The organism is Erwinia sp. V90_4 (assembly GCF_029967685.1).
Taxonomy (GTDB): Bacteria; Pseudomonadota; Gammaproteobacteria; order Enterobacterales; family Enterobacteriaceae; genus Erwinia; species Erwinia aphidicola.
In genome coordinates this window covers 215,984-240,872 of the sequence record NZ_JASCAQ010000043.1, presented here as the reverse complement: position 1 = coordinate 240,872, position 24,889 = coordinate 215,984, and the positions used below count along the sequence as shown (strand labels likewise).

The following is a 24,889-nucleotide window of genomic DNA, read 5'->3' as shown; positions in this document are numbered from 1 at the left end:
TCGAAAAAGATGATCGACCCCTACAATGGAATGCGAGCGTGCCGAGCAAAAAAAATGGCGTAGGGGGCGACCGCTTTTTTTGGTCGCCCCGTGTCTTCAATGCCGGGTCGATCGAAAAAGATGATCGACCCCTACAATGGAATGCGAGCGTGCCGAGCAAAAAAAATGGCGTAGGGGGCGACCGCTTTTTTTGGTCGCCCCGTGTCTTCAATGCCGGGTCGATCGAAAAAGATGATCGACCCCTACAATGGAATGCGAGCGTGCCGAGCAAAAAAATGGCGTAGGGGGCGACCGCTTTTTTTGGTCGCCCCGAGTTTGCAATGCCGGGTCGATCGAAAAAGATGATCGACCCCTACAATGGAATGCGAACGTGCCGAGCAAAAAAAATGGCGTAGGGGGCGACCGCTTTTTTTGGTCGCCCCGTGTCTTCAATGCCGGGTCGATCGAAAAAGAGGATCGACCCCTACAAAGGAATGCGAGCGTGCCGAGCGAAAAAATGGCGTAGGGGGCGACCGCTTTTTTTGGTCGCCCCGTGTTTGCAATGCCGGGTCGATCGAAAAAGAGGATCGACCCCTACAAAGCGGAATGGTCGAAAAAGAGGATCGCCCCCTACAGAGGAGTGGGGGTGTCATTCCGTAAATATTTGTTCAGTTCATGGCACGTTGGGCCGCACCTGGTTAGCATGAAGGGGATACATTTCGCGGTTCAGGATAATTAAGGCGGTAACGTGGGGAAAGTCATGGCGGACAAGTGGCAGTTATGGGTAGTAGCGGCGTGCTTAACGGCAGCCACCGGCAGTGCCTGGGCGGATTCACTGGATGAACAGCGTACCCGCTACCTGCAAATCAAGCAGGCGTGGGACAGCAAGCAGATGGATACCGTCGACCAGCTGATGCCGACGCTGCGCGATTATCCACTCTATCCCTATCTGGAGTATCGTCAGCTGGCGCAGAACCTCGATCAGGAGACCGGGCTGGCGGTGAACGCATTTATCCAACGTTACCCGACGCTGCCGCCGGTGCGCTCGCTCTCCTCACGCTTTGTTAATGAACTGGCCCGCCGCGAAGACTGGCGCGGGCTGCTGGTGTTCAGCCCGCAGGCGCCGAAGCCGGTTGCGGCGCGCTGCAACTGGTATTACGCCAAATGGGCAACCGGCGAGCAGCAGGTGGCCTGGGAGGGGGCGAAGTCGATTTGGCTGACCGGAACCTCGCTGCCTGCTACCTGCGATAAGCTGTTTACCGTCTGGCAGCAGGCCGGACAGCAAAACCCGATCACCACGCTGGAGCGCATCCGCCTGGCGATGAAGGCGGGTAACGGCAGTCTGGTGAATTTCCTTGCTAAGCAGCTGCCGCAGGATTATCAGACCATTGCCAATGCGGTGATGGATCTGCAAAACAATCCGGGCACCATTGAGAACTTCGCGCGCAGCGTGGGGCCGACCGACTTTACCCGCCAGGCCACGGTGATTGCCTTTGCCAGCGTGGCGCGCAGCGATGTGGAAAATGCGCGCCAGATGATCCCGACGCTGGTGCAGCTGCAAAAGCTCGACGAACAGCAGGCGCAGGAACTGAAAGAGACGGTGGCCTGGCGTCTGATGGGCAACGATATCACCAGCGAACAGGCGCGCTGGCGCGACGATGTGGTGATGCGCAGCGATTCAACGTCGCTGATTGAGCGGCGGGTGCGCATGTCGCTGGGCAATAACGATCGCCGCGGTATGAATACCTGGATCGCCCGTCTGCCGGTGGAAGCGAAAGAGAAAGACGAGTGGCAGTACTGGCAGGCCGACCTGCTGCTGGAGCAGGGGCGCAAGGATGAAGCGCAAGGCATTCTGCGCAAGCTGATGCAGGAGCGCGGCTTCTACCCGATGGCCGCTGCGCAAAAGCTGGGCGTGGACTATCCGCTGCAGGTTGATACGGCTCCGGCGGTCGACAGCAGCCTGACCAGCGGCCCTGAGATTGCCCGCGTGCGCGAGCTGATGTACTGGGGGATGGATAACCTGGCGCGCAGCGAGTGGAGCTACCTGGTCTCCAGCCGTACCACCTCGCAGCAGCAGATGCTGGCCAGCTACGCGCGTCAGCAGAACTGGTGGGATCTCAGCGTGCAGGCAACGATCACCGGCAAACTGTGGAACAGCCTGCAGGAGCGTTTCCCCATCGCCTGGCAGCCGCAGTTTGAACGCAATATCAGCGGTAAGAGCATCCCGATCAGCTATGCCATGGCGATCGCCCGTCAGGAGAGCGCCTGGAACCCGAAAGCGCGATCCCCGGTGGGCGCCGCGGGCCTGATGCAGGTGATGCCCGCCACGGCGCAGCACACCGTGACTAAATTCGCTATTCCGGGCTACAGCAACAGCAGCCAGCTGCTGGATGCGGAAACCAATATCCAGATTGGTACGCAGTATCTGGAATCGGTCTATCAGCAGTTTGGTCAGAACCGTATCTTTGCCTCGGCGGCGTACAACGCGGGTCCGTCGCGGGTGCGCACCTGGCAGGGCAACAGCGCCGGGCGCATTGACGTGGTGGCGTTTGTGGAGACGATCCCGTTTTCAGAAACCCGTGGCTACGTGAAGAACGTGCTGGCGTATGACGCTTACTACCGCCACTTCCTGAATAAGTCCGATAAGCTGTTTGCCGACAGCGAGTGGCAGCAGCGTTACTAAATTTGATTGTGCGCAGCCGACACAGCTGTAGCTTCAAGTATGCAGGCGATGATGGTATGCTTCTGTACTAGTTAAATAGTATGGCGGCATATCATGAACGAACACGCACCCATTCCCGTTACCGCAGAGCCAGCCAATGAAGACTGGCTGCGCTTTGTCACGCTGCTACAGCGCGCCTATCAGGGTGAGCTGCATCTGCCGCTGCTGCAGCTGATGCTGACCCCGGACGAGCGTGAAGCGCTGGGAACCCGGCTACGGATTATTGAAGAGCTGATGCGCGGCAAGATGAGCCAGCGTGAGCTGAAGAATGAGCTGGGTGCGGGGATTGCCACGATTACCCGTGGCTCGAACAGCCTGAAAAGTGCGCCGCCAGCCCTGAAGCAGTGGCTGGAGGCGCAGCTGCTAAATGGCTCAGATAAGGTCTGAGCCATCATCGGCTTTGCGCTGATAGATGTCGTTATGGAACGGGCACAGCGCGAGGATCAGCGCCTGATGGTAAACGCTGGTGCGCGTCAGATGGCCTGCGGTAAACGCCCCGATAGCACCACCTTTGTGCTTAATATTCTCAACACCGGTCAGGCGCGCCATCTCATCACCCAGCTCGCGCCCGGCGTGAATGCCCTTCATCACAATCGCCGGCAGGGTGAAGCTGGCAGAGCGTGATTCACCACGCAGCTTATGGTTTTCTATCACCATCCACGCGAAGGCGCTGTCATCTTCAATACCGGCTTCAATCGCAACCCAAAAGTCGGCTTCTGGTCTGACCTGGCGGGCATTCATCACGCGCTGACGTGCGCCAGTTCGCGTTTCTGTGTTTGTGATCGGCTGTGCGGCCACGCCGCTATCGACCTCGACACCTTCAATATGGCAGGATCCCTCGCCAAATATATCGCTGAACGCTTGAGAAATTGCCTTAATTTTGGCGGGATTGATGGTAGCAGCGACAACATGGTACATAATTGTTTGAACCCTCTACGCAAATTTGTCGCAGTATAACGGAAAAAAGCATGTTACAGGTCTATCTTGTTCGCCACGGAGAAACGCTATGGAATGCGGCTCGTCGCATTCAGGGCCAGTCAGACAGCGCGCTGACTGAAAAAGGAGAGCAGCAGGCTCATCAGGTGGGGGAGCGAGTGAAGCAGCTCGGAATTACCCATGTGATCGCCAGCGATCTGGGCCGTACCCGCCGTACCGCCGAGATCATTGCCGATGCCTGCGGTTGTGAAGTGACACTCGACCCACGCCTGCGTGAGCTGAATATGGGCTTGCTGGAACAGCGCCAGCTGGATTCACTCAGCGCAGAGGAAGAGGGCTGGCGCAAAACGCTGGTGGATGGCACCGTCAATGGCCGCATCCCGCAAGGGGAGTCGATGAGCGAAATGGCGGCGCGCATGCATCAGGCGCTCAATGCCTGCCTCGAACTGCCCGAGGGGAGCCGTCCGCTGATTGTCAGCCACGGCATGGCGCTGGGCGTGCTGCTGAGCACCATTCTGGGGCTGCCAGCGAATGCAGAACGCCGTCTGCGCCTGCGCAACTGTTCCCTCTCGCGGGTTGATCATCAACAGAGCGCGTGGCTGGCTTCTGGCTGGGTGGTGGAAACGGCCGGGGATGTGGCGCATCTTGAACAGACGTCACTCGACGAACTGCAGCGCTAATGGAATGCCTGAGATAAACAGGGCCGCAGTGAGCGGCCCTTTTGACATCTGTCTGCTTAATCCTGATTGTGACGGATCGGGATCAGATATTCACAGCGAATATCGACCGGAGGTTCAGCGCGCTTCTTACCGCCGTGGGTGTAGAAACGCTCAATATCCTGACCGTGGCGACGTGTCAGTTTCAGTGTCGGCATACAGGTTCCGTAGATTTGCAGGACAAACTCCTGAAGACCGCTACGCGGCCCTTCATAGGTAAACTGTACGTAATCCCCGCCTTCCAACATCACCCGCTGAGTGGCATGAAGCTGGCTGGACATCTGATCGGACGTCACGGCGGTGGTATACAGGATCTCCTGCTCATCATCTTTTTCCGCACTCGGTCGCGACTGGTGCAGGCCATACAGCACCGGCGGAACCGTATCGGTCTCAGTCAGGAACTGGCGCCAGAAATGCAGGCGCATCTCATCGCGAAAGCGAGAAATCTGTTCCAGAGTGCAGGTGTAGCTTTGGGTTTGCCCTATCAGCTCGGTTTCCGGCAAACTGACCCACGTAGGTTCAGGCAGTTTGCTATCGCCAAGGCGAATAGGAGGCCGCAGGCCATAGGCATTCCAGTCTGATATCCGGCGATACCAGGCAGGGGTCTGGGTAAACTGTTTCTTGAAGGCCCGGGTGAAGGTCTGCTGGGAATCAAAACGATACTGTAAAGCGATGTCCAGAATTGGCCGGCTGGTCAGGCGTAGTGCCACTGCCGCTTTTGACAGGCGGCGGGCGCGAATATAAGCGCCAATCGCATGACCGGTGACGTCCTTAAACATTCTTTGCAGATGCCATTTTGAATATCCTGCCTTCGCCGCCACGTTATCCAGCGATAACGGTTGGTCCAGGTGGCTCTCCAGCCAGACAAGCAAATCTCGAATGATACCGGCTTGGTCCATAAATCGTCCTCATATTACTCAGTGTTGGTGCAGATAAGCAAAGCCGACGAATATTAGCATTAATTGCAAAGCAAGGTGTTGAATTTTAGCGGTAAGAATCCGCTTAATCACTGCAGGTTAACGACAAATCAAGAAATAGTTATAGGTAGGCGTTTGCGTTTAAGTTAACTTACAATGGCATCTATTTTCTTTGAAATGGTAACGTGATGACAATTAAAAAAGTGTTAGTAGCCGCGTCAGTGATAGCCACATCCTGGGCCGCACAGGCTGAACAGGTGGGTTCTGTGGACACCGTTTTTAAGATATTCGGTCCCGATCATAAAATAGTGGTCGAAGCCTTTGATGACCCTGATGTGAAAAATGTGACCTGCTATATCAGCCGGGCAAAAACCGGCGGAATCAAAGGGGGGCTGGGTTTGGCTGAGGATACCTCTGATGCCGCCATCTCCTGTCAGCAGGTTGGCCCAGTAGAGATCAGCGATAAGATTGCCAAAGGCAAAGCGGAAGGGGAGGTGGTATTCCGTCAGCGGACATCGCTTATTTTCAAGAAGCTGCAAGTTGTGCGTTTTTACGATCGGAAGCGCAACGCGCTGGTCTACCTGAGCTATTCAGACAAGGTTGTCGACGGTTCGCCTAAGAATGCACTTAGCGCGGTGCCGATTATACCGTGGGGAAATAAATAACGTACCTGACGGGATTGACGCGGGTCGAGCGGACATTTGACAGGGTCGATCGGACGTTTGACGCGGGTCGAGCGGACCTTTGATACGGGTCGACCGGACCTTTGATACGGGTCGACCGGACCTTTGATACGGGTCGACCGGAAAAGAAGGTCGACCCCTACAGCCGAATGTTAAGTTACAAGTCACAGTAGGGGCGGACCTTTTTTTCGGTCCGCCGATTATTAATCCTGCAAATCGCCGCAGAAGCGGTAACCTTCGCCGTGGATGGTGGCGATGATTTCCGGGGTGTCCGGAGTCGATTCGAAATGCTTACGGATGCGGCGAATCGTCACGTCGACGGTACGGTCGTGCGGTTTCAGCTCGCGGCCGGTCATTTTCTTCAGCAGATCGGCACGGGTCTGGATCTTGCCAGGGTTTTCGCAGAAGTGCAGCATGGCGCGGAATTCGCTGCGCGGCAGCTTGTACTGCTCGCCCTGTGGGCTGACCAGTGAACGGCTGTTAATATCCAGCTCCCAGCCGTTAAAGCGGTAGGCTTCAACCAGCTTACGTTCTTCACTCACTGCCGCCAGGTTCATGGTGCGTGACAGCAGGTTGCGTGCGCGAATGGTTAATTCACGCGGATTGAACGGTTTGGTGATGTAATCATCTGCACCGATTTCAAGGCCGAGGATCTTGTCCACCTCATTATCGCGACCGGTGAGGAACATCAGGGCAACATTGGCCTGCTCGCGCAGCTCACGCGCCAGCAACAGGCCATTTTTACCCGGCAGGTTGATGTCCATAATCACCAGATTGACGTCGTTTTCAGTCAGGATCTGGTGCATTTCAGCGCCGTCTGTAGCTTCATAAACCATGTAGCCTTCGGCTTCAAAAATACTTTTGAGCGTATTACGAGTGACTAATTCGTCTTCAACGATAAGTATGTGCGGGGTCTGCATGTGTTCGCTACCTAAAATTGCCAACAATATCGAAACAGGGCATACCGCTGTTGGCGCTGGCAAAACCCAGTGTTCAGAGCCAGAAGCATAACAACAGCAGTACAGAATTATGTTCTTGATACACCATCCATTACCGTCAACAACATATGTAGCGCAGCCATTAGGATGAATCCTGCATGCCCCGGCAGTGCTCAAAACGGTGTATATCCTAACTGCATTAACAGCAACATAACAGCAAAGGCAACAACCATTACGCAACAAAACAACGCTTAGTTGACTTATATCAAACCAATTGTAGCACGTTAACACTTTTGTGAAAAACTCTTCCCAGATTGCCAGCTTAGCTCACAAACCCGTATAGAAGGTCACCTTTTAGCGTGAATAGTTAACAGCAGGTTTACGTTGTTTTTAACAAATGTTAATTGATTGATAGATAATGTTTTTGTCTGTGAAAAAACCAATTTTATAGGTTAATCAATAAAGAATGAGTATAACACTGCATCCAACGAATTTAAATCGGCGAGAAATAGCGTTGCTTTACTGTTAATTAATGCCGTTTGGATTTTTAAGGGCGGGCATGGCAAAGTAGGCGCCGTCATTTTTCTATATTGGGATATCTATGCGTTTTCCTCTGATCCTGGTTGCCCCTGCGCGTGCTGAAAATGTGGGTGCTGCCGCCCGCGCCATGAAAACCATGGGGTTTAGCGAATTACGCATCGTCGACAGCCAGGCGCATCTCGACCCGGCAGCAAAACGGGTGGCCCACGGCGCGGGCGAGATTCTGGAAAATGCCACCCAGTGGGGATCGCTAAGCGCGGCGCTGGCGGATATCGACTTCAGCATTGCGACGACCGCCCGCGCACGGGCGAAGTTCCGCTATTACGCGACGCCGCAGCAGGTACAGACAGTACTGGAAGAGAAGCAGCAGTGGGTCAACAGCGCCGCGCTGGTGTTTGGCCGCGAGGACAGCGGGCTGACCAACGAGGAGCTGGCACAGGTTGACCTGCTGACCGGCATCCCGATGGCGGCTGACTACCCGTCACTGAATCTGGGCCAGGCGGTGATGGTTTACTGCTATCAGCTCTCTGCGCTGCGCCAGGTAAGTGCGCAAACGGCCGCTGCGGCAGAAGTGCCACAGCTGGATGCACTGCGCCAGCGTGCTGAGAATCTGCTGCATCAGCTGGACGTGGCCGCAGACGAAAAGCTGGCGGACTGGATGCAGCAGCGGCTGGGCCTGCTGCAGCAGCGCGATACCGCTATGCTGCACCGACTGCTGCATGACGTAGAAAAAAAACTTATAGATAAAAACGCTGGCAAAAAGTAAAAAATTAGCGCGTTTTACTGCCTTTTTTTCTCTGCGTAACAGAACAGATCGGCGACGAAGGGAAAAAGGCTGAGCGGGCATCGCGGCGCGAAAAGTGCCGTTTGATAAAAAAATTGACTTGGCCGACCGTTTGCTTTACTTCTGAAGGCCGACAGATTTTACAGACAGAATAAATCCAAAATGCGTAAACACAGCCTGATTACCACAATCATTATTACCACCACCATTACCACAGGTAACGGTGCGGGCTGACGCATACAGGAAAAATCAAAAAAAAGCCCGCACCTAACCAGTGCGGGCTTTTTTTTCGGCAAAAATTCAGGAGAGCTTGAACATGCGAGTGCTGAAATTCGGTGGAACCTCGGTAGCCAATGCGGAACGTTTTCTGCGTGTGGCTGACATTCTGGAAAGCAATGCAAAGCAGGGACAGGTCGCTACCGTATTGTCCGCGCCAGCGAAGATTACCAATCACCTGGTGGCAATGATTGAGAAAACCATCAGCGGCCAGGACGCCACGCCGAACATCACTGATGCCGAGCGTATTTTTGCCGAACTGCTGCAGGGGCTGGCTGAAGCCCAGCCTGGCTTTAACGGCGACAAGCTGAAAGCGGTAGTCGACCAGGAGTTTGCCCAGCTTAAGCAGGTGCTGCACGGTATCGCGCTGCTGGGTCAGTGCCCGGACAGCGTCAATGCAGCCATCATCTGTCGCGGTGAAAAGCTCTCTATCGCCATCATGGAAGGGTTGCTGCAGGCGCGCGGTTATGGCGTCAGCGTGATTAACCCGGTTGAGCAGCTGCTGGCCGTCGGCCACTACCTGGAATCCACCGTTGATATTGCCGAATCCACCCGCCGCATCGCCGCACGCCTGATCCCGGCCAGCAATATGGTGCTGATGGCGGGCTTTACGGCCGGTAACGAACGCGGTGAGCTGGTGGTGCTGGGCCGTAACGGTTCTGACTACTCAGCCGCCGTGCTGGCTGCCTGCCTGCGTGCGGACTGCTGTGAGATCTGGACCGACGTTGACGGCGTGTATACCTGCGATCCGCGCCAGGTACCGGACGCCCGTCTGTTAAAATCAATGTCTTATCAGGAGGCGATGGAGCTCTCCTACTTCGGCGCCAAAGTGCTGCACCCGCGCACTATCTCACCTATTGCCCAGTTTCAAATCCCCTGCCTGATCAAAAATACCGCCAACCCACAGGCCCCCGGCACGCTGATCGGCGGCGACGGTAGTGATGAAGATAACCCGGTGAAAGGCATCACCAACCTGAATAATATGGCGATGTTCAACGTTTCTGGCCCGGGAATGAAGGGCATGGTCGGCATGGCGGCACGCGTGTTTGCGGCAATGTCGCGCAGCGGGATCTCGGTGGTGCTGATCACCCAGTCGTCGTCCGAATACAGCATCAGCTTCTGCGTGTCGCAGAGCGAGCTGGCGCGTGCGCGCCGCGTGCTGGAAGATGAGTTCTATCTGGAGCTGAAAGATGGCCTGCTGGAGCCGCTGGACGTGATGGAGCATCTGGCGGTGATCTCGGTGGTGGGTGACGGCATGCGCACGCTGCGCGGCATCTCTGCCAAGTTCTTCTCCGCGCTGGCGCGCGCCAATATCAATATTGTGGCGATTGCACAGGGCTCCTCCGAGCGCTCCATTTCGGTGGTGGTGAATAATGACGAAGCAACCACTGGCGTGCGCGTGGTGCATCAGATGCTGTTTGCTACCGATCAGGTGATTGAAGTGTTCGTTATCGGCGTGGGTGGCGTGGGTGCTGCGCTAATCGACCAGCTACATCGTCAGCAGAGCTGGCTGAAGAACAAGCATATTGACCTGCGCGTCTGCGGTATCGCCAATTCACGCGCGCTGCTGACCAACGTGCACGGCATTCCGCTGGAGAACTGGCAGGAGCAGCTGAAGGCGGCGAAGGAGCCGTTTGATCTGGGCCGTCTGAATCGTCTGGTGAAAGAGTATCACCTGCTGAATCCGGTGATTGTCGACTGTACCTCCAGCCAGCAGGTCGCCGACCAGTACGCTGACTTTCTCGCCGACGGTTTCCACGTGGTGACGCCGAATAAAAAGGCCAACACCTCAAGCTGGAATTACTATCAGCAGATGCGTGCGGCGGCGGCAAAATCGCGCCGTAAGTTCCTCTATGACACCAACGTCGGTGCCGGTCTGCCGGTGATTGAGAACCTGCAAAATCTGCTGAATGCCGGCGATGAGCTGATCAGCTTCTCGGGTATTCTTTCTGGCTCGCTGTCGTTTATTTTCGGCAAGCTGGATGAGGGCGTATCGCTCTCTGACGCGACGAAAATGGCGCGTGAGATGGGCTTTACCGAGCCGGATCCGCGTGAAGATCTCTCCGGCCTCGACGTGGCGCGTAAGCTGCTGATCCTCGCACGCGAAGCGGGGCATCAGCTGGAGCTGAGCGACATTGAGATTGAAGCGCTGCTGCCGCCAGAACTGACCGCGATTGCCGATGTGGAAGCGTTTATGGCGCGCCTGCCGGAGCTGGATGACAGCATGGCGGCAAAAGTCGCCAGCGCCCGCGATGCAGGGAAAGTGCTGCGCTTTGTCGGTGCTATTGAAGAGGGCGGCATCTGTAAAGTGAAGATCGATGCGGTTGACGGCAACGATCCGCTGTATAAAGTGAAAAACGGTGAAAACGCGCTGGCCTTCTACAGCCGCTATTATCAGCCAATCCCACTGGTGCTGCGCGGTTATGGCGCCGGTAATGATGTGACCGCGGCAGGGGTGTTTGCCGATCTGTTACGTACTCTGTCGTGGAAGTTGGGAGTTTAATCATGGTTAAAATTCATGCCCCTGCCTCAATTGGCAATGTCAGCGTCGGTTTTGACGTGCTCGGGGCTGCGGTGTCGCCGGTTGATGGCACCCTGCTGGGGGACTGCGTGACCGTGGAAGCGGCCAGCGAGTTCAGCCTGCACAACGAAGGCAGCTTTGTCAGCAAACTGCCTGCCGACCCCAAAGAGAATATTGTTTATCAGTGCTGGGACCGCTTCTGTGAGGCGATCGGCAAGCGCGTACCGGTGAAGATGACGCTGGAAAAAAACATGCCGATTGGTTCCGGCCTTGGCTCCAGCGCCTGCTCGGTGGTGGCGGGCCTGATGGCGATGAACGAACACTGCGGCAAACCGCTGAACGACACGGAGCTGCTGGCGCTGATGGGCGAGTTAGAAGGGCGTATTTCCGGCAGCGTTCACTATGATAACGTGGCGCCTTGCTTCCTCGGCGGCATGCAGCTGATGCTGGAAGAGAACGGCATCATCAGCCAGCAGGTGCCAGGCTTTAGTGACTGGCTGTGGGTAATGGCCTATCCGGGGATTAAGGTTTCTACCGCCGAAGCCCGTGCGATCCTGCCTGCGCAGTATCGCAAAGAGGAGATTATTCGCCACGGTCGCTATCTCGGCGGTTTTATCCACGCCTGCCATACGCAGCAGCCGTTGCTGGCCGCGAAGCTGATGCAGGATGTGATTGCTGAACCGTACCGCACCAAATTGTTACCGGGCTTCGCACAAGCTCGCCAGGCCGCCGCCGATATCGGTGCGCTGGCCTGCGGTATTTCCGGCTCCGGCCCGACGCTGTTTGCCGTGTGCAACCAGCCGGATACCGCACAACGCATGGCAGAGTGGCTGCGTCAGCACTATCTGCAAAATGATGAAGGCTTCGTCCATATTTGCCGTTTAGACACGGCAGGCGCACGTAAACTGGGATAACGCATGAAACTGTACAATCTTAAGGATCACAACGAGCAGGTGAGCTTCGCACAAGCGGTGAAGCAGGGGCTGGGCACACAGCAGGGCCTGTTCTTTCCACTGGAGCTGCCTGAGTTCGAACTGACCGACATCGATGAGATGCTCGAGATGGATTTCGTGACCCGCAGCAGCAAAATTCTCTCGGCTTTTATCGGCGATGAAATTGCCCCGCACCAGCTGAACGAGCGCCTGAAAACGGCGTTTACCTTCCCGGCTCCGGTGGTGAAAGTGACTGAGGATATCTCGGCGCTGGAGCTGTTCCACGGCCCGACGCTGGCATTTAAAGACTTCGGCGGCCGCTTTATGGCGCAGATGCTCGCCTACGTTAGCGATGCCGATGAGCAGATCACTATTCTGACCGCCACCTCCGGCGACACCGGTGCAGCGGTTGCCCATGCCTTCTACGGCATGGATAACGTGCGCGTGGTGATCCTCTACCCGCAGGGCAAAATCAGCCCGCTGCAGGAGAAGCTGTTCTGCACCCTCGGTGGCAATATTGAAACGATTGCCATCGACGGCGATTTTGATGCCTGCCAGGCCCTGGTGAAACAGGCGTTTGACGATGAAGAGCTGAAAAAAGCCATTGGCTTGAACTCGGCGAATTCGATCAACATCAGCCGCCTGCTGGCGCAGATCTGCTACTACTTCGAGGCGGTCGCACAGCTGCCTCAGGAGAAGCGTAATCAGCTGGTCATCTCAGTGCCAAGCGGTAACTTCGGCGACCTGACCGCGGGCCTGCTGGCGAAATCGCTCGGCCTGCCGGTGAAGCGCTTTATCGCCGCCACCAATGCCAACGATACCGTGCCGCGCTTCCTGGAAAAGGGTGAGTGGACGCCAAACGTGACGGTTGCCACGCTGTCGAACGCGATGGATGTGTCGCAGCCAAACAACTGGCCGCGCGTGGAAGAGATTTTCCGCCGCAAAACCTGGCGCTTGCAGGATCTTGGCTACGGTGCCGTCAGTGATGAGACAACCAAAGCCACCATGCGCGAGCTGGCGGATATCGGTTACCTGTCTGAGCCACACGCGGCGATCGCTTATCGCCTGCTGCGCGATCAGCTGCAGGAAGGGGAGTTCGGTCTGTTCCTCGGCACCGCGCATCCGGCGAAGTTTAAGGAGAGCGTGGAAGCGATCCTCGAGCAGCAGCTGCCGCTGCCGGAAGCCCTGGCCGAACGCGCCGACATGGAACTGCTGTCGCAAAATATGAAAGCGGACTTTGCCGATCTGCGTGCTTTTTTACTGAAAAAGTAACCTGATGCACAGGGGCTGGCCCTTATTGCGGTCAGCCCTCCCTCCTGGCACCCAAAGCTTCAGCGTAGCGGTTTAAAACCCGCAGCCAGCACGATGCTAACGGGGGGATGAGCTCAGACCGGTTAACAGACGTTTAGCGATAGCAGTCATTTCTGGGGAACCCTCAGGGGCGCCCCTGCGCTCAAACGGCTTCGTGACGTTTAAACACCAGCTCGTTGCCCTTGCTGGCATCCGCATCAAAGAAGTAGCCATCGACATCGAACGTCTTCAGCTGTGCCGGTTTACTCAGTTTATTCTCAATGATATAGCGGCTCATCAGGCCACGCGCTTTCTTGGCGTAGAAGCTGATCACCTTAAATTTGCCGTTCTTCTCATCTAAAAATACCGGTTTGATAATCTCGCCGTTCAGCAGTTTCGGCTTCACCGCTTTGAAATACTCATCCGAGGCAAGATTAATCAGCACGTTATCGCCCTGTTCCGCCAGCGCAGCGTTCAGCGCTTCAGTAAGCTTGTCGCCCCAGAAGCTGTAGAGATCCTTACCGACCGGATTCGCCAGTTTAATCCCCATTTCCAGGCGGTACGGCATCATCAGGTCGAGCGGGCGCAGCAGGCCGTATAAGCCGGAGAGCATGCGCAGATGCTGCTGGGCAAAATCGAACTGCTTCTCGCTGAAGGTTTCGGCCTGCAGGCCGGTATAGACATCGCCTTTAAACGCGAGGATCGCCTGGCGGGCGTTGTCCGGGGTGAAATCCGGCTGCCAGTCGTTGAAGCGCTCGGCATTCAGTACGGCCAGTTTATCGCTGATATGCATCAGCGAACCGATATCGGCAGGGGAGAGCTTACGGGCGACGTTAATCAGCTTTTGTGACTCATCCAGCAGCGCGGGCTGAGTATAGCGTTTGGTCGCCAGCGGACTTTCAAAATCCAGCGTTTTGGCCGGAGAAATTACCATCAACATGCGCGCGTCCTTTTAAAATTTTTAGTCGCTCTGGTTTCGGATAACAGTGTGCAGCTATGTTAGCAAAAAAGCGCCTTCGCGTGACGAATCGCTGCTATTGGTGAAGGTTTATCACCGAATCTGGCCGCTGTTGCCCGCAGAGCATGCAGGGAAAAATGTGATTTTGTGCGCTGGCATTCTCCTGCTGTGTTACGGGGAACGGCACTGCTTGCATGGCGGGGTGCGCGTGCTATCATCCGGGACAGACATTTTCAACACCCTGACAAATCAACTTTGATGAGAATGACAACTATGACGGACAAATTATCTTCCCTGCGTCAACTCACTACCGTTGTTGCTGATACCGGCGACATTGCGGCGATGAAACTCTACAAACCTCAGGATGCCACCACTAACCCTTCTCTGATCCTCAGCGCTGCACAGATCCCGGAATACCGTAAGCTGATCGACGAAGCGGTGAGCTGGGCGCGTGAGCAGACCAGTGACAAAGAAGAGCAGATCTCCTACGCTGCCGACAAGCTGGCTGTGAACATCGGTCTGGAAATCCTCAAGCTGGTCCCTGGCCGTATCTCTACCGAAGTTGATGCGCGCCTCTCTTACGACACCGAAGGCAGCATCGCTAAAGCGCATAGCCTGATCAAACTGTATAACGATGCCGGCATCAGCAATGACCGCATCCTGATCAAGCTGGCTTCCACCTGGCAGGGCATCCGTGCCGCTGAGCAGCTGGAAAAAGAGGGCATCAACTGTAACCTGACGCTGCTGTTCTCCTTCGCTCAGGCGCGTGCTTGTGCTGAAGCTGGCGTGTTCCTGATCTCCCCGTTTGTTGGCCGTATCCTCGACTGGTACAAGGCGAACACCGATAAGAAAGAGTACGCACCGAACGAAGATCCAGGCGTGATTTCCGTGACTGAAATCTACGAATACTACAAGCAGCACGGTTACGAGACCGTGGTGATGGGCGCCAGCTTCCGTAACGTGGGCGAAATCATCGAACTGGCCGGCTGCGACCGCCTGACTATCTCTCCGGGCCTGCTGAAAGAGCTGTCTGAAACCGAAGGCACTCTGGAGCGTAAGCTCTCTTACCAGGGCGAAGTGAAAGCGCGCCCGGCTAAAATGACAGAGTCCGAGTTCCTGTGGCAGCACAACCAGGACCCAATGGCGGTCCAGAAACTGGCTGAAGGCATCCGTAACTTTGCCATCGACCAGGGCAAGCTCGATAAGATGATTGCTGACCTGCTGTAATAGCCCGCAGTCTTAAACTGTAGCGGGGTGAGCGCATTTGCCGCCTTGCTACAGTTCCCATTGTTTTGGCTATTCCTGAATTCTAATCTCTCCCCCCTTGCTATACATCCTGCTTTGCTATGGTTTATCCTTGCTTCAATCTCCCTTTATCTCACGGCAAAAACCTATGAATACACTACGCATTGGCCTGATCTCCGTTTCCGATCGTGCCGCTAATGGCATCTATCAGGATCAGGGCTTACCGGCGCTGGAAGCGTGGCTGGGGAAGGCGTTGACCACGTCGTTTGAAATTGAAAAACGTCTGGTGCCCGATGAGCAGCCGATGATTGAGCAGGCGATCTGTGAACTGGTCGATGAGCTGTTCTGTCATCTGGTGCTCACCACCGGCGGCACCGGCCCGGCGCGGCGCGATGTGACGCCGGACGCGACGCTGGCGATTGCCGACCGTGAGATGCCGGGCTTTGGCGAGCAGATGCGCCAGATTAGCCTGAACTTTGTCCCGACCGCCATCCTGTCGCGTCAGGTTGGCGTGATCCGCAAGCAGTCGCTGGTCATCAACCTGCCGGGCCAGCCGAAGTCAATTACCGAGACGCTGGAAGGATTGAAAGATGAGCAGGGTAATAGCCTGGTCCACGGAATTTTTGCCAGCGTGCCTTACTGCATCCAGCTGCTGGAAGGGCCATATATCGAGACGGACCCGCAGGTGGTAGCAGCATTTCGCCCGAAAAGCGCCCGACGCGAGACAAATAGCTAAAAATTCATTTTTTCAGGCATAAGATCCAGTGCTCGCTGCTGTGGCAGAAAATTGACGGTATAGTAAGCTCAGCTTTACAGCGGCAACGATACTGTTTTCTTCTGACTCTGGGCCATCCTGACAACATATGCAGACCGATCACGCACGCCGTCTTAACCGACAGGATTACAAAACTCTGGCGCTGGCTGCCCTTGGTGGCGCGCTGGAGTTCTACGACTTTATCATCTTCGTCTTCTTCGCTGCGGTCATCGGCGAGCTGTTCTTCCCCGCGGATATTCCCGAGTGGCTGCGCCAGCTGCAAACCTTTGGCATCTTTGCCGCCGGTTATCTGGCGCGCCCGCTGGGCGGGCTTATCATGGCGCATTTTGGCGACAGTAAAGGGCGCAAGAAGATGTTCAGCCTGAGCATTTTACTGATGGCCCTGCCGACGCTGGCCATGGGCCTGCTGCCGACTTATGACGCTATTGGCATTACTGCACCGCTGTTACTGCTGCTGCTGCGCGTATTGCAGGGGGCGGCGATAGGCGGAGAAGTGCCGGGCGCCTGGGTGTTCGTTGCCGAACACGTGCCGGAAAAACGCATCGGCTTCGCCTGCGGCACGCTGACCGCCGGGCTGACCTTCGGCATCTTACTGGGTTCGCTGGTGGCAACGCTGATTACCACGACCATGAGCCAGCAAAGCATCCATGATACCGGCTGGCGCATCCCATTCCTGCTGGGCGGCGGGTTTGGACTGCTGGCGATGTATCTGCGCCGCTGGCTGCATGAAACGCCGGTGTTTACCCGGATGCAGCAGCGCAAAGCGCTGTCGAGCGAGCTGCCGTTGAAAACGGTGGTGCTGCGCCACACGCATGGCGTGGTGGTCTCGATGCTGCTCACGTGGCTACTGTCGGCCTGTATTGTGGTGGTATTGCTGATGGCCCCCGCGCTGCTGCAGAAACTGCACGGCCTGCCCGCGGCGCTGACGCTGCAGGCCAACAGCGTTGCCACCGTGATGCTGATCTTTGGCTGCATCATTGCCGGGGCGCTGGTCGATCGCATTGGGGCCGGCGTAACGCTGATTGTCGGCAGTGTGCTGATGGCCGCGACCAGCTATACCTTTTTCCACGTCGCGGCCACGGCACCGGCTTATCTGTTTAGCGCCTATGCGCTGGCCGGGCTGTGCGTTGGCGTGGTGGGCGTGGTGCCCTTTGTGATGGTGCGCGCCTTTCCGGCAGAGGTGCGGTTTACCGGCATCTCCTTCTCTTACAATATCGCCTACGCCATTTTTGGCGGCCTGACGCCGATCGCGCTGACGCTGATGATGAAGCTGACGCCAATGGCCCCGGCATACTACGTTCTGCTGCTGGCGGTGATTGGCGTGCTGGTCGGCTGCTGGCTGCAGCGCGATGCCGGCAGACAATCGCTGTTAAAACAGGTCAGTATTTAGTAACTCTCCCAATCGCGTCAAAAAGTGGGTCAGCTTCAGCTGGCCCACTTTTTTGCGGCAAAGTGAAAATTTTTTTACCTTCCCCCCTTGATGCCGCGCTGCGCGGCCCCATCTTATTTGGCATCCGAGGCTACGGACCTGGAAAAAAAGCGCAGGGCGAGCAGTTGAAACTGTAAAAAATGCCCGCATTTATTGGTTCATAACCTGATTTGACATGAATTTAAGTGGGAGACGTTTCAATGGGTAAGATTATTGGTATTGACCTGGGCACAACTAACTCTTGTGTAGCTATCATGGATGGCGGCAAAGCGCGTGTACTGGAGAATGCAGAAGGCGATCGCACTACGCCATCGATCATCGCTTACACTCAGGATGGTGAAACACTGGTCGGTCAGCCTGCTAAACGTCAGGCGGTGACTAACCCGCAGAATACCCTGTTTGCGATTAAGCGCCTGATTGGCCGTCGCTTCCAGGACGAAGAAGTACAGCGTGATATTAAAATCATGCCGTTCAAAATCGTCGGCGCTGATAATGGCGACGCATGGCTTGACGTGAAAGGCCAGCGTGTTGCACCTCCGCAGATCTCTGCTGAAGTGCTGAAGAAAATGAAGAAAACGGCGGAAGATTACCTGGGCGAGCCAGTGACTGAAGCGGTTATCACTGTACCGGCTTACTTCAACGATGCGCAGCGTCAGGCAACGAAAGATGCCGGTCGTATCGCCGGTCTGGAAGTAAAACGTATCATCAACGAACCAACCGCTGCGGCACTGGCCTACGGTCTGGATAAAGGTCAGGGCAACCGCACTATCGCGGTATATGACCTGGGTGGTGGTACTTTCGATATCTCTATTATCGAAATCGACGAAGTTGACGGCGAAAAAACCTTCGAAGTTCTGGCAACCAACGGTGATACCCACCTGGGTGGTGAAGACTTCGACAGCCGTATGATCAACTATCTGGTGGCTGAATTTAAGAAAGATCAGGGCATCGATCTGCACAACGATCCGCTGGCAATGCAGCGTCTGAAAGAAGCCGCAGAGAAAGCGAAAATTGAGCTCTCTTCTGCACAGCAGACCGACGTGAACCTGCCGTACATCACTGCTGATGCAACAGGTCCTAAGCACCTGAACATCAAAGTGACCCGTGCGAAGCTGGAATCACTGGTAGAAGACCTGGTTGCACGCTCTATCGAGCCGCTGAAAGTCGCTCTGCAGGATGCTGGCCTGTCGGTTTCTGACATCAACGACGTGATCCTGGTCGGTGGTCAGACGCGCATGCCAATGGTGCAGGCGAAGGTTGCTGAGTTCTTTGGTAAAGAGCCACGTAAAGACGTTAACCCGGACGAAGCGGTTGCTGTAGGTGCTGCGGTTCAGGGCGGCGTGCTGGCCGGTGAAGTGAAAGACGTTCTGCTGCTGGACGTTACCCCGCTGTCGCTGGGTATCGAAACCATGGGCGGCGTGATGACTTCACTGATCGCTAAGAACACCACCATCCCAACCAAGCACAGCCAGGTGTTCTCTACCGCTGAAGACAACCAGTCTGCGGTAACCATTCACGTGGTGCAGGGTGAGCGTAAGCGTGCAGCGGATAACAAATCGCTGGGCCAGTTCAACCTCGACGGTATTCAGGCGGCGCCGCGCGGTATGCCACAGATCGAAGTCACCTTCGACATCGATGCTGACGGTATTCTGCACGTGTCTGCAAAAGACAAAAATAGCGGTAAAGAGCAGAAGATTACCATCAAAGCCTCTTCCGGTCTGAATGACGAAGAGATCGAAAAAATGGTGCGTGATGCCGAAGCTAACGCTGAGTCTGACCGTAAGTTCGAAGAGCTGGTACAGACCCGTAACCAGGGTGACCAGGTCTCGCACAGCACGCGTAAGCAGCTGGACGAAGCGGGCGACAAACTGCCAGCAGACGACAAAGCGCCAATCGAAGCCGCACTGGCTGAGCTGAACACCGCGCTGAAAGGCGAGGACAAAGCGGAAATCGAAGCCAAAATGCAGGCTCTGATGGAAGTGTCCGGCAAGCTGATGGAGTTCGCCCAGCAGCAGCAGGCCGCTGGCGGCGCAGCTGATGCCACCGACGGTGCGAAGAAAGACGATGATGTTGTCGACGCTGAATTCGAAGAAGTGAAAGACAACAAAAAATAATCGCCCTTGAGCGGGCACGGTGGCAGTCATTGCCACCGATGATAACCAGCACGGGCGTCGGAGAAATCCTACGCCCGTGCACGCATGTTAAGGGCAGGAACAACAACAATGGCGAAAAGAGACTATTACGAGGTTTTAGGCGTATCCAAATCTGCGGATGAGCGTGAGATCAAAAAGGCTTACAAACGCCTGGCAATGAAATTCCACCCTGACCGCAACCAGGGCGAAGGTGCCGAAGAGCAGTTTAAAGAGGTAAAAGAAGCCTACGAAATTCTGACCGATGCGCAGAAACGTGCGGCTTACGATCAGTACGGCCATGCAGCCTTTGAACAGGGTGGTGGCGGTGGCTACGGCGGCGGCTTTGGCGGCGGCGGCGGTGCTGACTTCAGCGATATCTTTGGCGACGTATTCGGCGATATCTTTGGCGGAGGCCGCCGTCAGCAGCGCGCCGCTCGCGGTGCTGATTTACGCTACAACATGGAGCTGTCGCTGGAAGAAGCGGTACGCGGCGTGACCAAAGAGATCCGCATTCCAACCCTGGAAGAGTGTGACGTTTGCCACGGTAGCGGCGCGAAAGCGGGGACGAAACCGCAAACCTGCCAGACCTGTCACGGGGCAGGCCAGGTGCAGATGCGCCAGGGCTTCTTTACCGTTCAGCAGGCGTGTCCAACCTGTCACGGTCGCGGTTCGGTGATTAAAGATCCGTGCAACGCCTGCCACGGTCATGGCCGGGTTGAGAAGTCGAAAACCCTGTCGGTGAAAATCCCGGCCGGTGTTGATACCGGCGACCGCATCCGCCTGACCGGCGAAGGCGAAGCGGGTGAGCAGGGTGCGCCAGCGGGCGATCTCTACGTTCAGGTGCAGGTGCGTAAGCACAACATCTTCGAACGTGAAGAGAACAACCTGTATTGCGAAGTGCCAATCAACTTTGTGATGGCCGCGCTGGGCGGTGAAATTGAAGTGCCGACCCTTGATGGCCGCGTCAAGCTGAAGGTGCCTGCGGAAACGCAGACCGGCAAGCTGTTCCGCATGCGTGGTAAAGGTGTGAAATCGGTGCGCGGTGGTGCTCAGGGTGACCTGCTGTGCCGCGTGGTGGTCGAAACCCCGGTCAGCCTGAACGAGAAACAGAAAGCGCTGCTGCGTGAACTGGAAGAGAGCTTTGGCGGTCCTTCCGGCGAACATAACAGCCCGCGTTCTAAAAGTTTCTTCGACGGCGTGAAGAAATTCTTCGACGATTTAACCCGCTAATCTGCCAGCCTCAGGGCCGATCGATATAAAAAGATCGGCCCTTACCCCTTAATCCTCGTAAATACCGAACCTTTCGCGCTGTATAAACTGTTTTTTTCGAGCGGTTTAACGGCGTATGCTATCCGCTATCTGATTGACAACATCTGGATATTCAGCGGAGTCTGTAATGAACCTCTTTCTCAAAAAACTGTTAAAAAATGACGCCACCGGCGGCGTGGTGCTGATCGTCGCTGCGGCAGTGGCGATGTTTCTCGCCAATAACGCCAGCACGCAGCAGGCTTACCAGGCCATTCTGGCCATGCCGGTGCAGTTCCGCTTCGGCGCGCTGGACATCAATAAAGACCTGCTGCTGTGGATCAACGATGCCCTGATGGCGCTGTTCTTCCTGATGATCGGTCTGGAAGTGAAGCGCGAGCTGTTGATGGGCTCGCTGAAAGGGCGTGAGAAAGCGATGTTCCCGCTGATTGCCGCCCTGGGCGGCATGGTAGCCCCAGGGTTGATTTATGCGGCGCTGAACCACAGCGATGAGCTGGCGATCCACGGTTGGGCAATCCCGGCCGCGACGGATATCGCTTTCGCGCTGGGTATCCTCGCCCTGCTGGGCAGCCGCGTACCTCCGGCGCTGAAAATGTTCCTGATGGCGCTGGCGGTGATCGATGACCTTGGTGCCATTGTGATTATCGCCTTCTTCTATACCCACGATTTATCGCTGGTCTCACTCGGTGTCGCGGCGGCGTCGATCGCGGTGCTGGTGATACTCAACCTGTGCGGCGTGCGGAAAACTTCGGTATATCTGCTGGTCGGCATGGTGCTGTGGGTGGCGGTGCTGAAGTCGGGTGTGCACGCTACGCTGGCCGGTGTGATTGTCGGGCTGTTAATCCCGCTGAAAAAGCAGGATGGGCATTCACCCTCTATCGAGCTGGAACACGGCCTGCACCCGTGGGTCAGCTGGCTGATCCTGCCGCTGTTCGCCTTTGCTAATGCCGGTGTTTCACTGACTGGCGTCTCCATTGACGGCCTGTTCTCGATGGTACCGCTGGGGATTATCCTTGGTCTGCTGGTCGGTAAGCCGCTGGGGATCACGCTGATTTGCTGGCTGTCGGTGAAGTTAAAAATTGCGGCGCTGCCGGAAAATACCAAGATGGTGGATATTGCCGCGGTGGGTGTGCTGTGTGGGATTGGCTTTACCATGTCGATCTTTATCGCCTCGCTGGCGTTTGACGCCGCACATGAAGAGATGGTGACGCTGGCCAAGCTGGGCATCCTTAGCGGGTCGGTGCTGTCGGCGGTACTGGGCTATGTGCTGCTGTACTTCAAACTGCGCCCAGCCCCGCAGAAGCACGCTTAACGGTTTGCCCCAGCTATGGCGCAGATGAACTACAACCACCTCTACTATTTCTGGCAGGTGTGTAAAACCGGCTCGGTGGCGGGCGCGGCGGAGGTTCTCAACCTCACTTCGCAGACCGTCACCGGCCAGCTAAAAACGCTGGAAGAGCGCCTGCAGGGTAAGCTGTTCAAGCGCCAGGGGCGGGGGCTGGTGCCGTCGGAGCTGGGCCAGCTGGTGTTTCGCTATGCTGACCGCATGTTTACGCTTAGCCATGAGATGCTGGATATCGTCAACTACCGCAAGGAAGCTAACCTGCTGTTCGACGTGGGCGTGGCGGATGCGCTCTCCAAGCGGCTGGTGAGTAAAGTGCTGGAAACGGCGGTGGTGGCGGAAGAGCCGATCCATCTGCGCTGTTTTGAATCGACCCATGAACTGCTGCTGGAGCAGCTCAGCCAGCATAAGCTGGATATGATCCTCTCCGACTGCCCGGTCGACTCCTCGCAGCAGGAAGGGCTGTTCTCGGTAAAACTCGGCGAGTGCAGCGTCAGCTTCTGGTGCCACGCGCCGCTGCCGGAAACGGCATTTCCGCACTGCCTCAGCACGCGCAAGCTGCTGATCCCCGGGCGGCGTTCAATGCTCGGCCGCAAGCTGCTCAACTGGTTTCAAACGCAGGGGCTGGAGGTGGATATCCTCGGCGAGTTTGACGATGCCGCCCTGATGAAAGCCTTTGGCGCGGCGAACCGGGCGATTTTTGTTGCGCCAACGCTGTACGGGCAGGAGAGTTTTCAGCACGAGGGAATTGTTGAACTGGGGCGGCTTGATACGGTAATGGAAGAGTATCATGTTATTTTTGCCGAGCGGATGATCCAGCATCCGGCGGTGCAGCGTATCTGCAATAAAGATTTTTCTCAGCTTTTTACCCAGCCCGATTAATATTCAGGCGGCAATCACTCCTTCGCTAATAATAAGCCTGCTCTTTTATTTCACTGCCATTAATTACTGGAATCAGGCGGCTTTTCTGCGGATAAATAATAGCGAAATTCTCAAATTAATCCCGGCTATTTACCGCGCTATCATCCTTGAATACTCTGTTACGTGAAGTTAACTGAACCTGCTCAGGTTTATTTTTCACTATATTTGAATGACATTCCCGTCGGAACGCTGTTTCTGCCGAGGGATGCGTTCGGGAGAGTCGCCTTGGAAGAGACCAACAATACGCTGCCAGAAGCGGGCAGCGCGGCGCTGCTCCCCATTCCCGCGCCAGCCAGCCACAAAAGTCGTCGGCTAGTGCTCAGCCACTATCAGTATTTGTTCCTGCTGGTCGCGCTGGTGAACCTCAGTCTGTTCAGTTATGGATTAACAGGTGGGCACTGGTGGTCAGAAAAAGGCATTCATCTGATTGAAATCGGCAACATGGTTATTATTAATCTGACGGTGGCGGTGCTTATTCGTCAGCAATATATCATCAACTTTTTATTTCGCCTGGTCTGGCATACCCCGCTGCACTGGCCCTTATCAGTACGCAGGCAGCTGGCGAAAGTGTATCATTTTGGCGGTCTGCACTCCGGCTGTGCACTGTTTGCCTGCCTGTGGCTAATGGTTTTCAGCGCGGCGGTCTATTACCATCACTGCCACGCGCTGCCCAATGTTTCCCTGATGCTGCTGACGGTCACGGCGATGCTGGCCGCGCTGCTGCTGACCATTGTGATTCTGGCGCTGCCGGCTGTGCGTGCGCGCTACCATAATCTGTTTGAGCATGCCCACCGCTACGTTGGCTGGCTGGCCCTGCTGCTGTCATGGCTACAGGTAACCTGCTTTATTCGCGACTGCCACGGCGGGCAGTGGTCATGGCAGGCGTTGATTGAAACACCCGCATTCTGGGCACTGCTGACCATCACCGCCAGCATCATCCTGCCCTGGCTGCGCCTGCGTAAAGTTGCGGTGCAGGTTGAGCGCCCTTCATCGCACGCGGCCATCGTCACTTTCTCGCTGCCGCGGGATCCTTTCCCCGGCTCGTCATTTGCGATTAGTCGGGCGCCGCTGGATGAGTGGCACGCCTTTGCCAACATTCCCCTCGGCAGCGGGTCGGGCTGCCGCATGCTGATCTCGCGCGCCGGTGACTGGACCGGGCGCTTTATCGACTCGCCGCCGGATCACGTGTGGTTTAAAGGTTTGCCGACGCCGGGCGTGGGCAGCGTAGGAAAAATTTTTCACTCAGTGGTGTACGTTGCCACCGGCAGCGGCATTGGCCCGCTGCTGCCGCATCTGATGGCGCCAGGCAAACCCCGGCGCTTAATCTGGTCGACGCGTAATCCGCGTCTGACCTACGGCGACAGTTTTGTGGATGAAATCATTCGCCTTCAGCCCGACGTGCTGATCTGGGATACCGATGCACACGGTAAACCTGATTTGCTGCAGTTGGCGTTACAGAAGGTAGAAGAGAGCGGGGCGGAGGCGGTGATCTGCATCGCTAATCGTAAGCTGACGGACTATGTTGTCGGGGGCTGTGAGGCGCGCAGGGTGGCGGCCTATGGCGCGATTTGGGATTCCTGAGCGGTT

21 protein-coding genes and 1 other annotated feature are annotated in these 24,889 nt (G+C 56.1%); of the genes, 17 read left to right on the top strand and 4 right to left on the bottom strand.

The features are described 5' to 3' along the window. The 3 genes from QLG07_RS11015 to trpR all read left to right on the top strand — a co-directional run. The coding region (locus QLG07_RS11015) for a hypothetical protein (RefSeq protein ID WP_282469207.1) at positions 1-284 on the top strand (284 nt) is incomplete at its 5' end. Positions 285-739: 455 nt separating this feature from the next. Then, positions 740-2,662 (top strand): murein transglycosylase, encoded by a 1,923-nt coding sequence (gene sltY / locus QLG07_RS11010; protein WP_099753898.1) that lies wholly within the window; start codon positions 740-742, stop codon positions 2,660-2,662. 93 nt (positions 2,663-2,755) lie between these two features. Beyond that, on the top strand, positions 2,756-3,088 hold the full coding sequence (gene trpR, locus QLG07_RS11005; RefSeq protein ID WP_048914775.1) for a trp operon repressor: 333 nt from the start codon (positions 2,756-2,758) through the stop codon (positions 3,086-3,088). Here trpR and yjjX read toward each other — a convergent pair. After that, positions 3,074-3,619, bottom strand: coding sequence for an inosine/xanthosine triphosphatase (yjjX, locus tag QLG07_RS11000; RefSeq protein ID WP_048914776.1), 546 nt, complete (start codon positions 3,617-3,619; stop codon positions 3,074-3,076). The two genes, trpR and yjjX, sit on opposite strands and share 15 nt — an antisense overlap. 50 nt (positions 3,620-3,669) lie before the next feature. Here yjjX and gpmB point away from each other — a divergent pair, with 50 nt between their 5' ends. Further along, positions 3,670-4,317, top strand: a complete 648-nt coding sequence (gene gpmB, locus QLG07_RS10995) for a 2,3-diphosphoglycerate-dependent phosphoglycerate mutase GpmB (protein WP_282469206.1) — start codon at positions 3,670-3,672, stop codon at positions 4,315-4,317. 56 nt (positions 4,318-4,373) lie between these two features. Here the strand turns inward: gpmB and robA are convergent, their stop codons facing one another. After that, positions 4,374-5,252: an MDR efflux pump AcrAB transcriptional activator RobA gene (robA, locus tag QLG07_RS10990; RefSeq protein ID WP_048914778.1), complete on the bottom strand. Its 879-nt coding sequence runs from the start codon at positions 5,250-5,252 to the stop codon at positions 4,374-4,376. A 206-nt stretch (positions 5,253-5,458) separates the two neighbouring features. On the opposite strand from robA, the gene creA reads away from it, so the two are divergent. After that, a complete protein-coding gene (creA, locus tag QLG07_RS10985; RefSeq protein WP_133624587.1) occupies positions 5,459-5,935 on the top strand; it encodes a protein CreA in 477 nt (158 codons plus the stop codon). A gap of 221 nt (positions 5,936-6,156) precedes the next feature. Here creA and arcA read toward each other — a convergent pair whose 3' ends face one another. Further along, positions 6,157-6,873, bottom strand: coding sequence for a two-component system response regulator ArcA (arcA, locus tag QLG07_RS10980; RefSeq protein ID WP_048914780.1), 717 nt, complete (start codon positions 6,871-6,873; stop codon positions 6,157-6,159). Between the two features lie 619 nt (positions 6,874-7,492). On the opposite strand from arcA, the gene QLG07_RS10975 reads away from it, so the two are divergent. From QLG07_RS10975 to thrC, 4 genes are all read left to right on the top strand, one after another. Further along, positions 7,493-8,197, top strand: coding sequence for a tRNA/rRNA methyltransferase (locus QLG07_RS10975; protein WP_062820895.1), 705 nt, complete (start codon positions 7,493-7,495; stop codon positions 8,195-8,197). A gap of 187 nt (positions 8,198-8,384) precedes the next feature. Continuing rightward, positions 8,385-8,506: a sequence feature (Thr leader region), on the top strand. A 25-nt stretch (positions 8,507-8,531) separates the two neighbouring features. Next, the gene (thrA, locus tag QLG07_RS10970) at positions 8,532-10,994 is read left to right on the top strand and encodes a bifunctional aspartate kinase/homoserine dehydrogenase I (RefSeq protein WP_048914782.1); all 2,463 of its coding nucleotides are present in this window, start codon (positions 8,532-8,534) and stop codon (positions 10,992-10,994) included. Between the two features lie 2 nt (positions 10,995-10,996). Further along, a complete protein-coding gene (gene thrB, locus QLG07_RS10965) occupies positions 10,997-11,926 on the top strand; it encodes a homoserine kinase (protein WP_048914783.1) in 930 nt (309 codons plus the stop codon). Positions 11,927-11,929: 3 nt separating this feature from the next. Next, on the top strand, positions 11,930-13,216 hold the full coding sequence (gene thrC, locus QLG07_RS10960; RefSeq protein ID WP_282469205.1) for a threonine synthase: 1,287 nt from the start codon (positions 11,930-11,932) through the stop codon (positions 13,214-13,216). Between the two features lie 181 nt (positions 13,217-13,397). On the opposite strand, the gene yaaA is transcribed toward thrC, so the two are convergent. Next, positions 13,398-14,174, bottom strand: a complete 777-nt coding sequence (yaaA, locus tag QLG07_RS10955; RefSeq protein WP_282469204.1) for a peroxide stress protein YaaA — start codon at positions 14,172-14,174, stop codon at positions 13,398-13,400. 291 nt (positions 14,175-14,465) lie between these two features. Between yaaA and tal the strand changes: the two genes are divergently transcribed. From tal to QLG07_RS10915, 8 genes are all read left to right on the top strand, one after another. Then, a complete protein-coding gene (gene tal / locus QLG07_RS10950) occupies positions 14,466-15,419 on the top strand; it encodes a transaldolase (RefSeq protein ID WP_133624581.1) in 954 nt (317 codons plus the stop codon). A gap of 166 nt (positions 15,420-15,585) precedes the next feature. Next, positions 15,586-16,173, top strand: coding sequence for a molybdopterin adenylyltransferase (mog, locus tag QLG07_RS10945; protein ID WP_048914787.1), 588 nt, complete (start codon positions 15,586-15,588; stop codon positions 16,171-16,173). Between the two features lie 127 nt (positions 16,174-16,300). Further along, positions 16,301-17,602 carry an MFS transporter gene (locus QLG07_RS10940; protein ID WP_282469203.1) on the top strand — a complete coding sequence of 434 codons (1,302 nt, stop codon included), beginning with the start codon at positions 16,301-16,303 and terminating at the stop codon, positions 17,600-17,602. Positions 17,603-17,841: 239 nt separating this feature from the next. Further along, a complete protein-coding gene (dnaK, locus tag QLG07_RS10935; protein ID WP_048914789.1) occupies positions 17,842-19,755 on the top strand; it encodes a molecular chaperone DnaK in 1,914 nt (637 codons plus the stop codon). Positions 19,756-19,863: 108 nt separating this feature from the next. Beyond that, positions 19,864-21,003, top strand: a complete 1,140-nt coding sequence (gene dnaJ, locus QLG07_RS10930) for a molecular chaperone DnaJ (RefSeq protein WP_048914790.1) — start codon at positions 19,864-19,866, stop codon at positions 21,001-21,003. A 166-nt stretch (positions 21,004-21,169) separates the two neighbouring features. Next, the gene (nhaA, locus tag QLG07_RS10925) at positions 21,170-22,351 is read left to right on the top strand and encodes a Na+/H+ antiporter NhaA (RefSeq protein ID WP_133624575.1); all 1,182 of its coding nucleotides are present in this window, start codon (positions 21,170-21,172) and stop codon (positions 22,349-22,351) included. A gap of 15 nt (positions 22,352-22,366) precedes the next feature. Continuing rightward, on the top strand, positions 22,367-23,263 hold the full coding sequence (gene nhaR / locus QLG07_RS10920) for a transcriptional activator NhaR (protein WP_133624573.1): 897 nt from the start codon (positions 22,367-22,369) through the stop codon (positions 23,261-23,263). A gap of 264 nt (positions 23,264-23,527) precedes the next feature. Then, on the top strand, positions 23,528-24,883 hold the full coding sequence (locus QLG07_RS10915; protein WP_282469202.1) for a hypothetical protein: 1,356 nt from the start codon (positions 23,528-23,530) through the stop codon (positions 24,881-24,883). The last annotated feature ends 6 nt before the right edge of the window (positions 24,884-24,889 follow it).

Bases quoted from the DNA above. Each gene is read 5' to 3' on its own strand.
- trpR (WP_048914775.1), top strand. From the start codon at position 2,756: ATGAACGAACACGCACCCATTCCCGTTACCGCAGAGCCAGCCAATGAA.
- arcA (WP_048914780.1), bottom strand. From the start codon at position 6,873: ATGCAGACCCCGCACATACTTATCGTTGAAGACGAATTAGTCACTCGT.
- thrC (WP_282469205.1), top strand. From the start codon at position 11,930: ATGAAACTGTACAATCTTAAGGATCACAACGAGCAGGTGAGCTTCGCA.
- QLG07_RS10975 (WP_062820895.1), top strand. From the start codon at position 7,493: ATGCGTTTTCCTCTGATCCTGGTTGCCCCTGCGCGTGCTGAAAATGTG.
- mog (WP_048914787.1), top strand. From the start codon at position 15,586: ATGAATACACTACGCATTGGCCTGATCTCCGTTTCCGATCGTGCCGCT.
- robA (WP_048914778.1), bottom strand. From the start codon at position 5,252: ATGGACCAAGCCGGTATCATTCGAGATTTGCTTGTCTGGCTGGAGAGC.
- nhaR (WP_133624573.1), top strand. From the start codon at position 22,367: ATGGCGCAGATGAACTACAACCACCTCTACTATTTCTGGCAGGTGTGT.
- gpmB (WP_282469206.1), top strand. From the start codon at position 3,670: ATGTTACAGGTCTATCTTGTTCGCCACGGAGAAACGCTATGGAATGCG.
- thrA (WP_048914782.1), top strand. From the start codon at position 8,532: ATGCGAGTGCTGAAATTCGGTGGAACCTCGGTAGCCAATGCGGAACGT.
- yaaA (WP_282469204.1), bottom strand. From the start codon at position 14,174: ATGTTGATGGTAATTTCTCCGGCCAAAACGCTGGATTTTGAAAGTCCG.
- yjjX (WP_048914776.1), bottom strand. From the start codon at position 3,619: ATGTACCATGTTGTCGCTGCTACCATCAATCCCGCCAAAATTAAGGCA.
- dnaJ (WP_048914790.1), top strand. From the start codon at position 19,864: ATGGCGAAAAGAGACTATTACGAGGTTTTAGGCGTATCCAAATCTGCG.
- QLG07_RS10940 (WP_282469203.1), top strand. From the start codon at position 16,301: ATGCAGACCGATCACGCACGCCGTCTTAACCGACAGGATTACAAAACT.
- tal (WP_133624581.1), top strand. From the start codon at position 14,466: ATGACGGACAAATTATCTTCCCTGCGTCAACTCACTACCGTTGTTGCT.
- creA (WP_133624587.1), top strand. From the start codon at position 5,459: ATGACAATTAAAAAAGTGTTAGTAGCCGCGTCAGTGATAGCCACATCC.
- nhaA (WP_133624575.1), top strand. From the start codon at position 21,170: ATGAACCTCTTTCTCAAAAAACTGTTAAAAAATGACGCCACCGGCGGC.
- sltY (WP_099753898.1), top strand. From the start codon at position 740: ATGGCGGACAAGTGGCAGTTATGGGTAGTAGCGGCGTGCTTAACGGCA.
- dnaK (WP_048914789.1), top strand. From the start codon at position 17,842: ATGGGTAAGATTATTGGTATTGACCTGGGCACAACTAACTCTTGTGTA.
- thrB (WP_048914783.1), top strand. From the start codon at position 10,997: ATGGTTAAAATTCATGCCCCTGCCTCAATTGGCAATGTCAGCGTCGGT.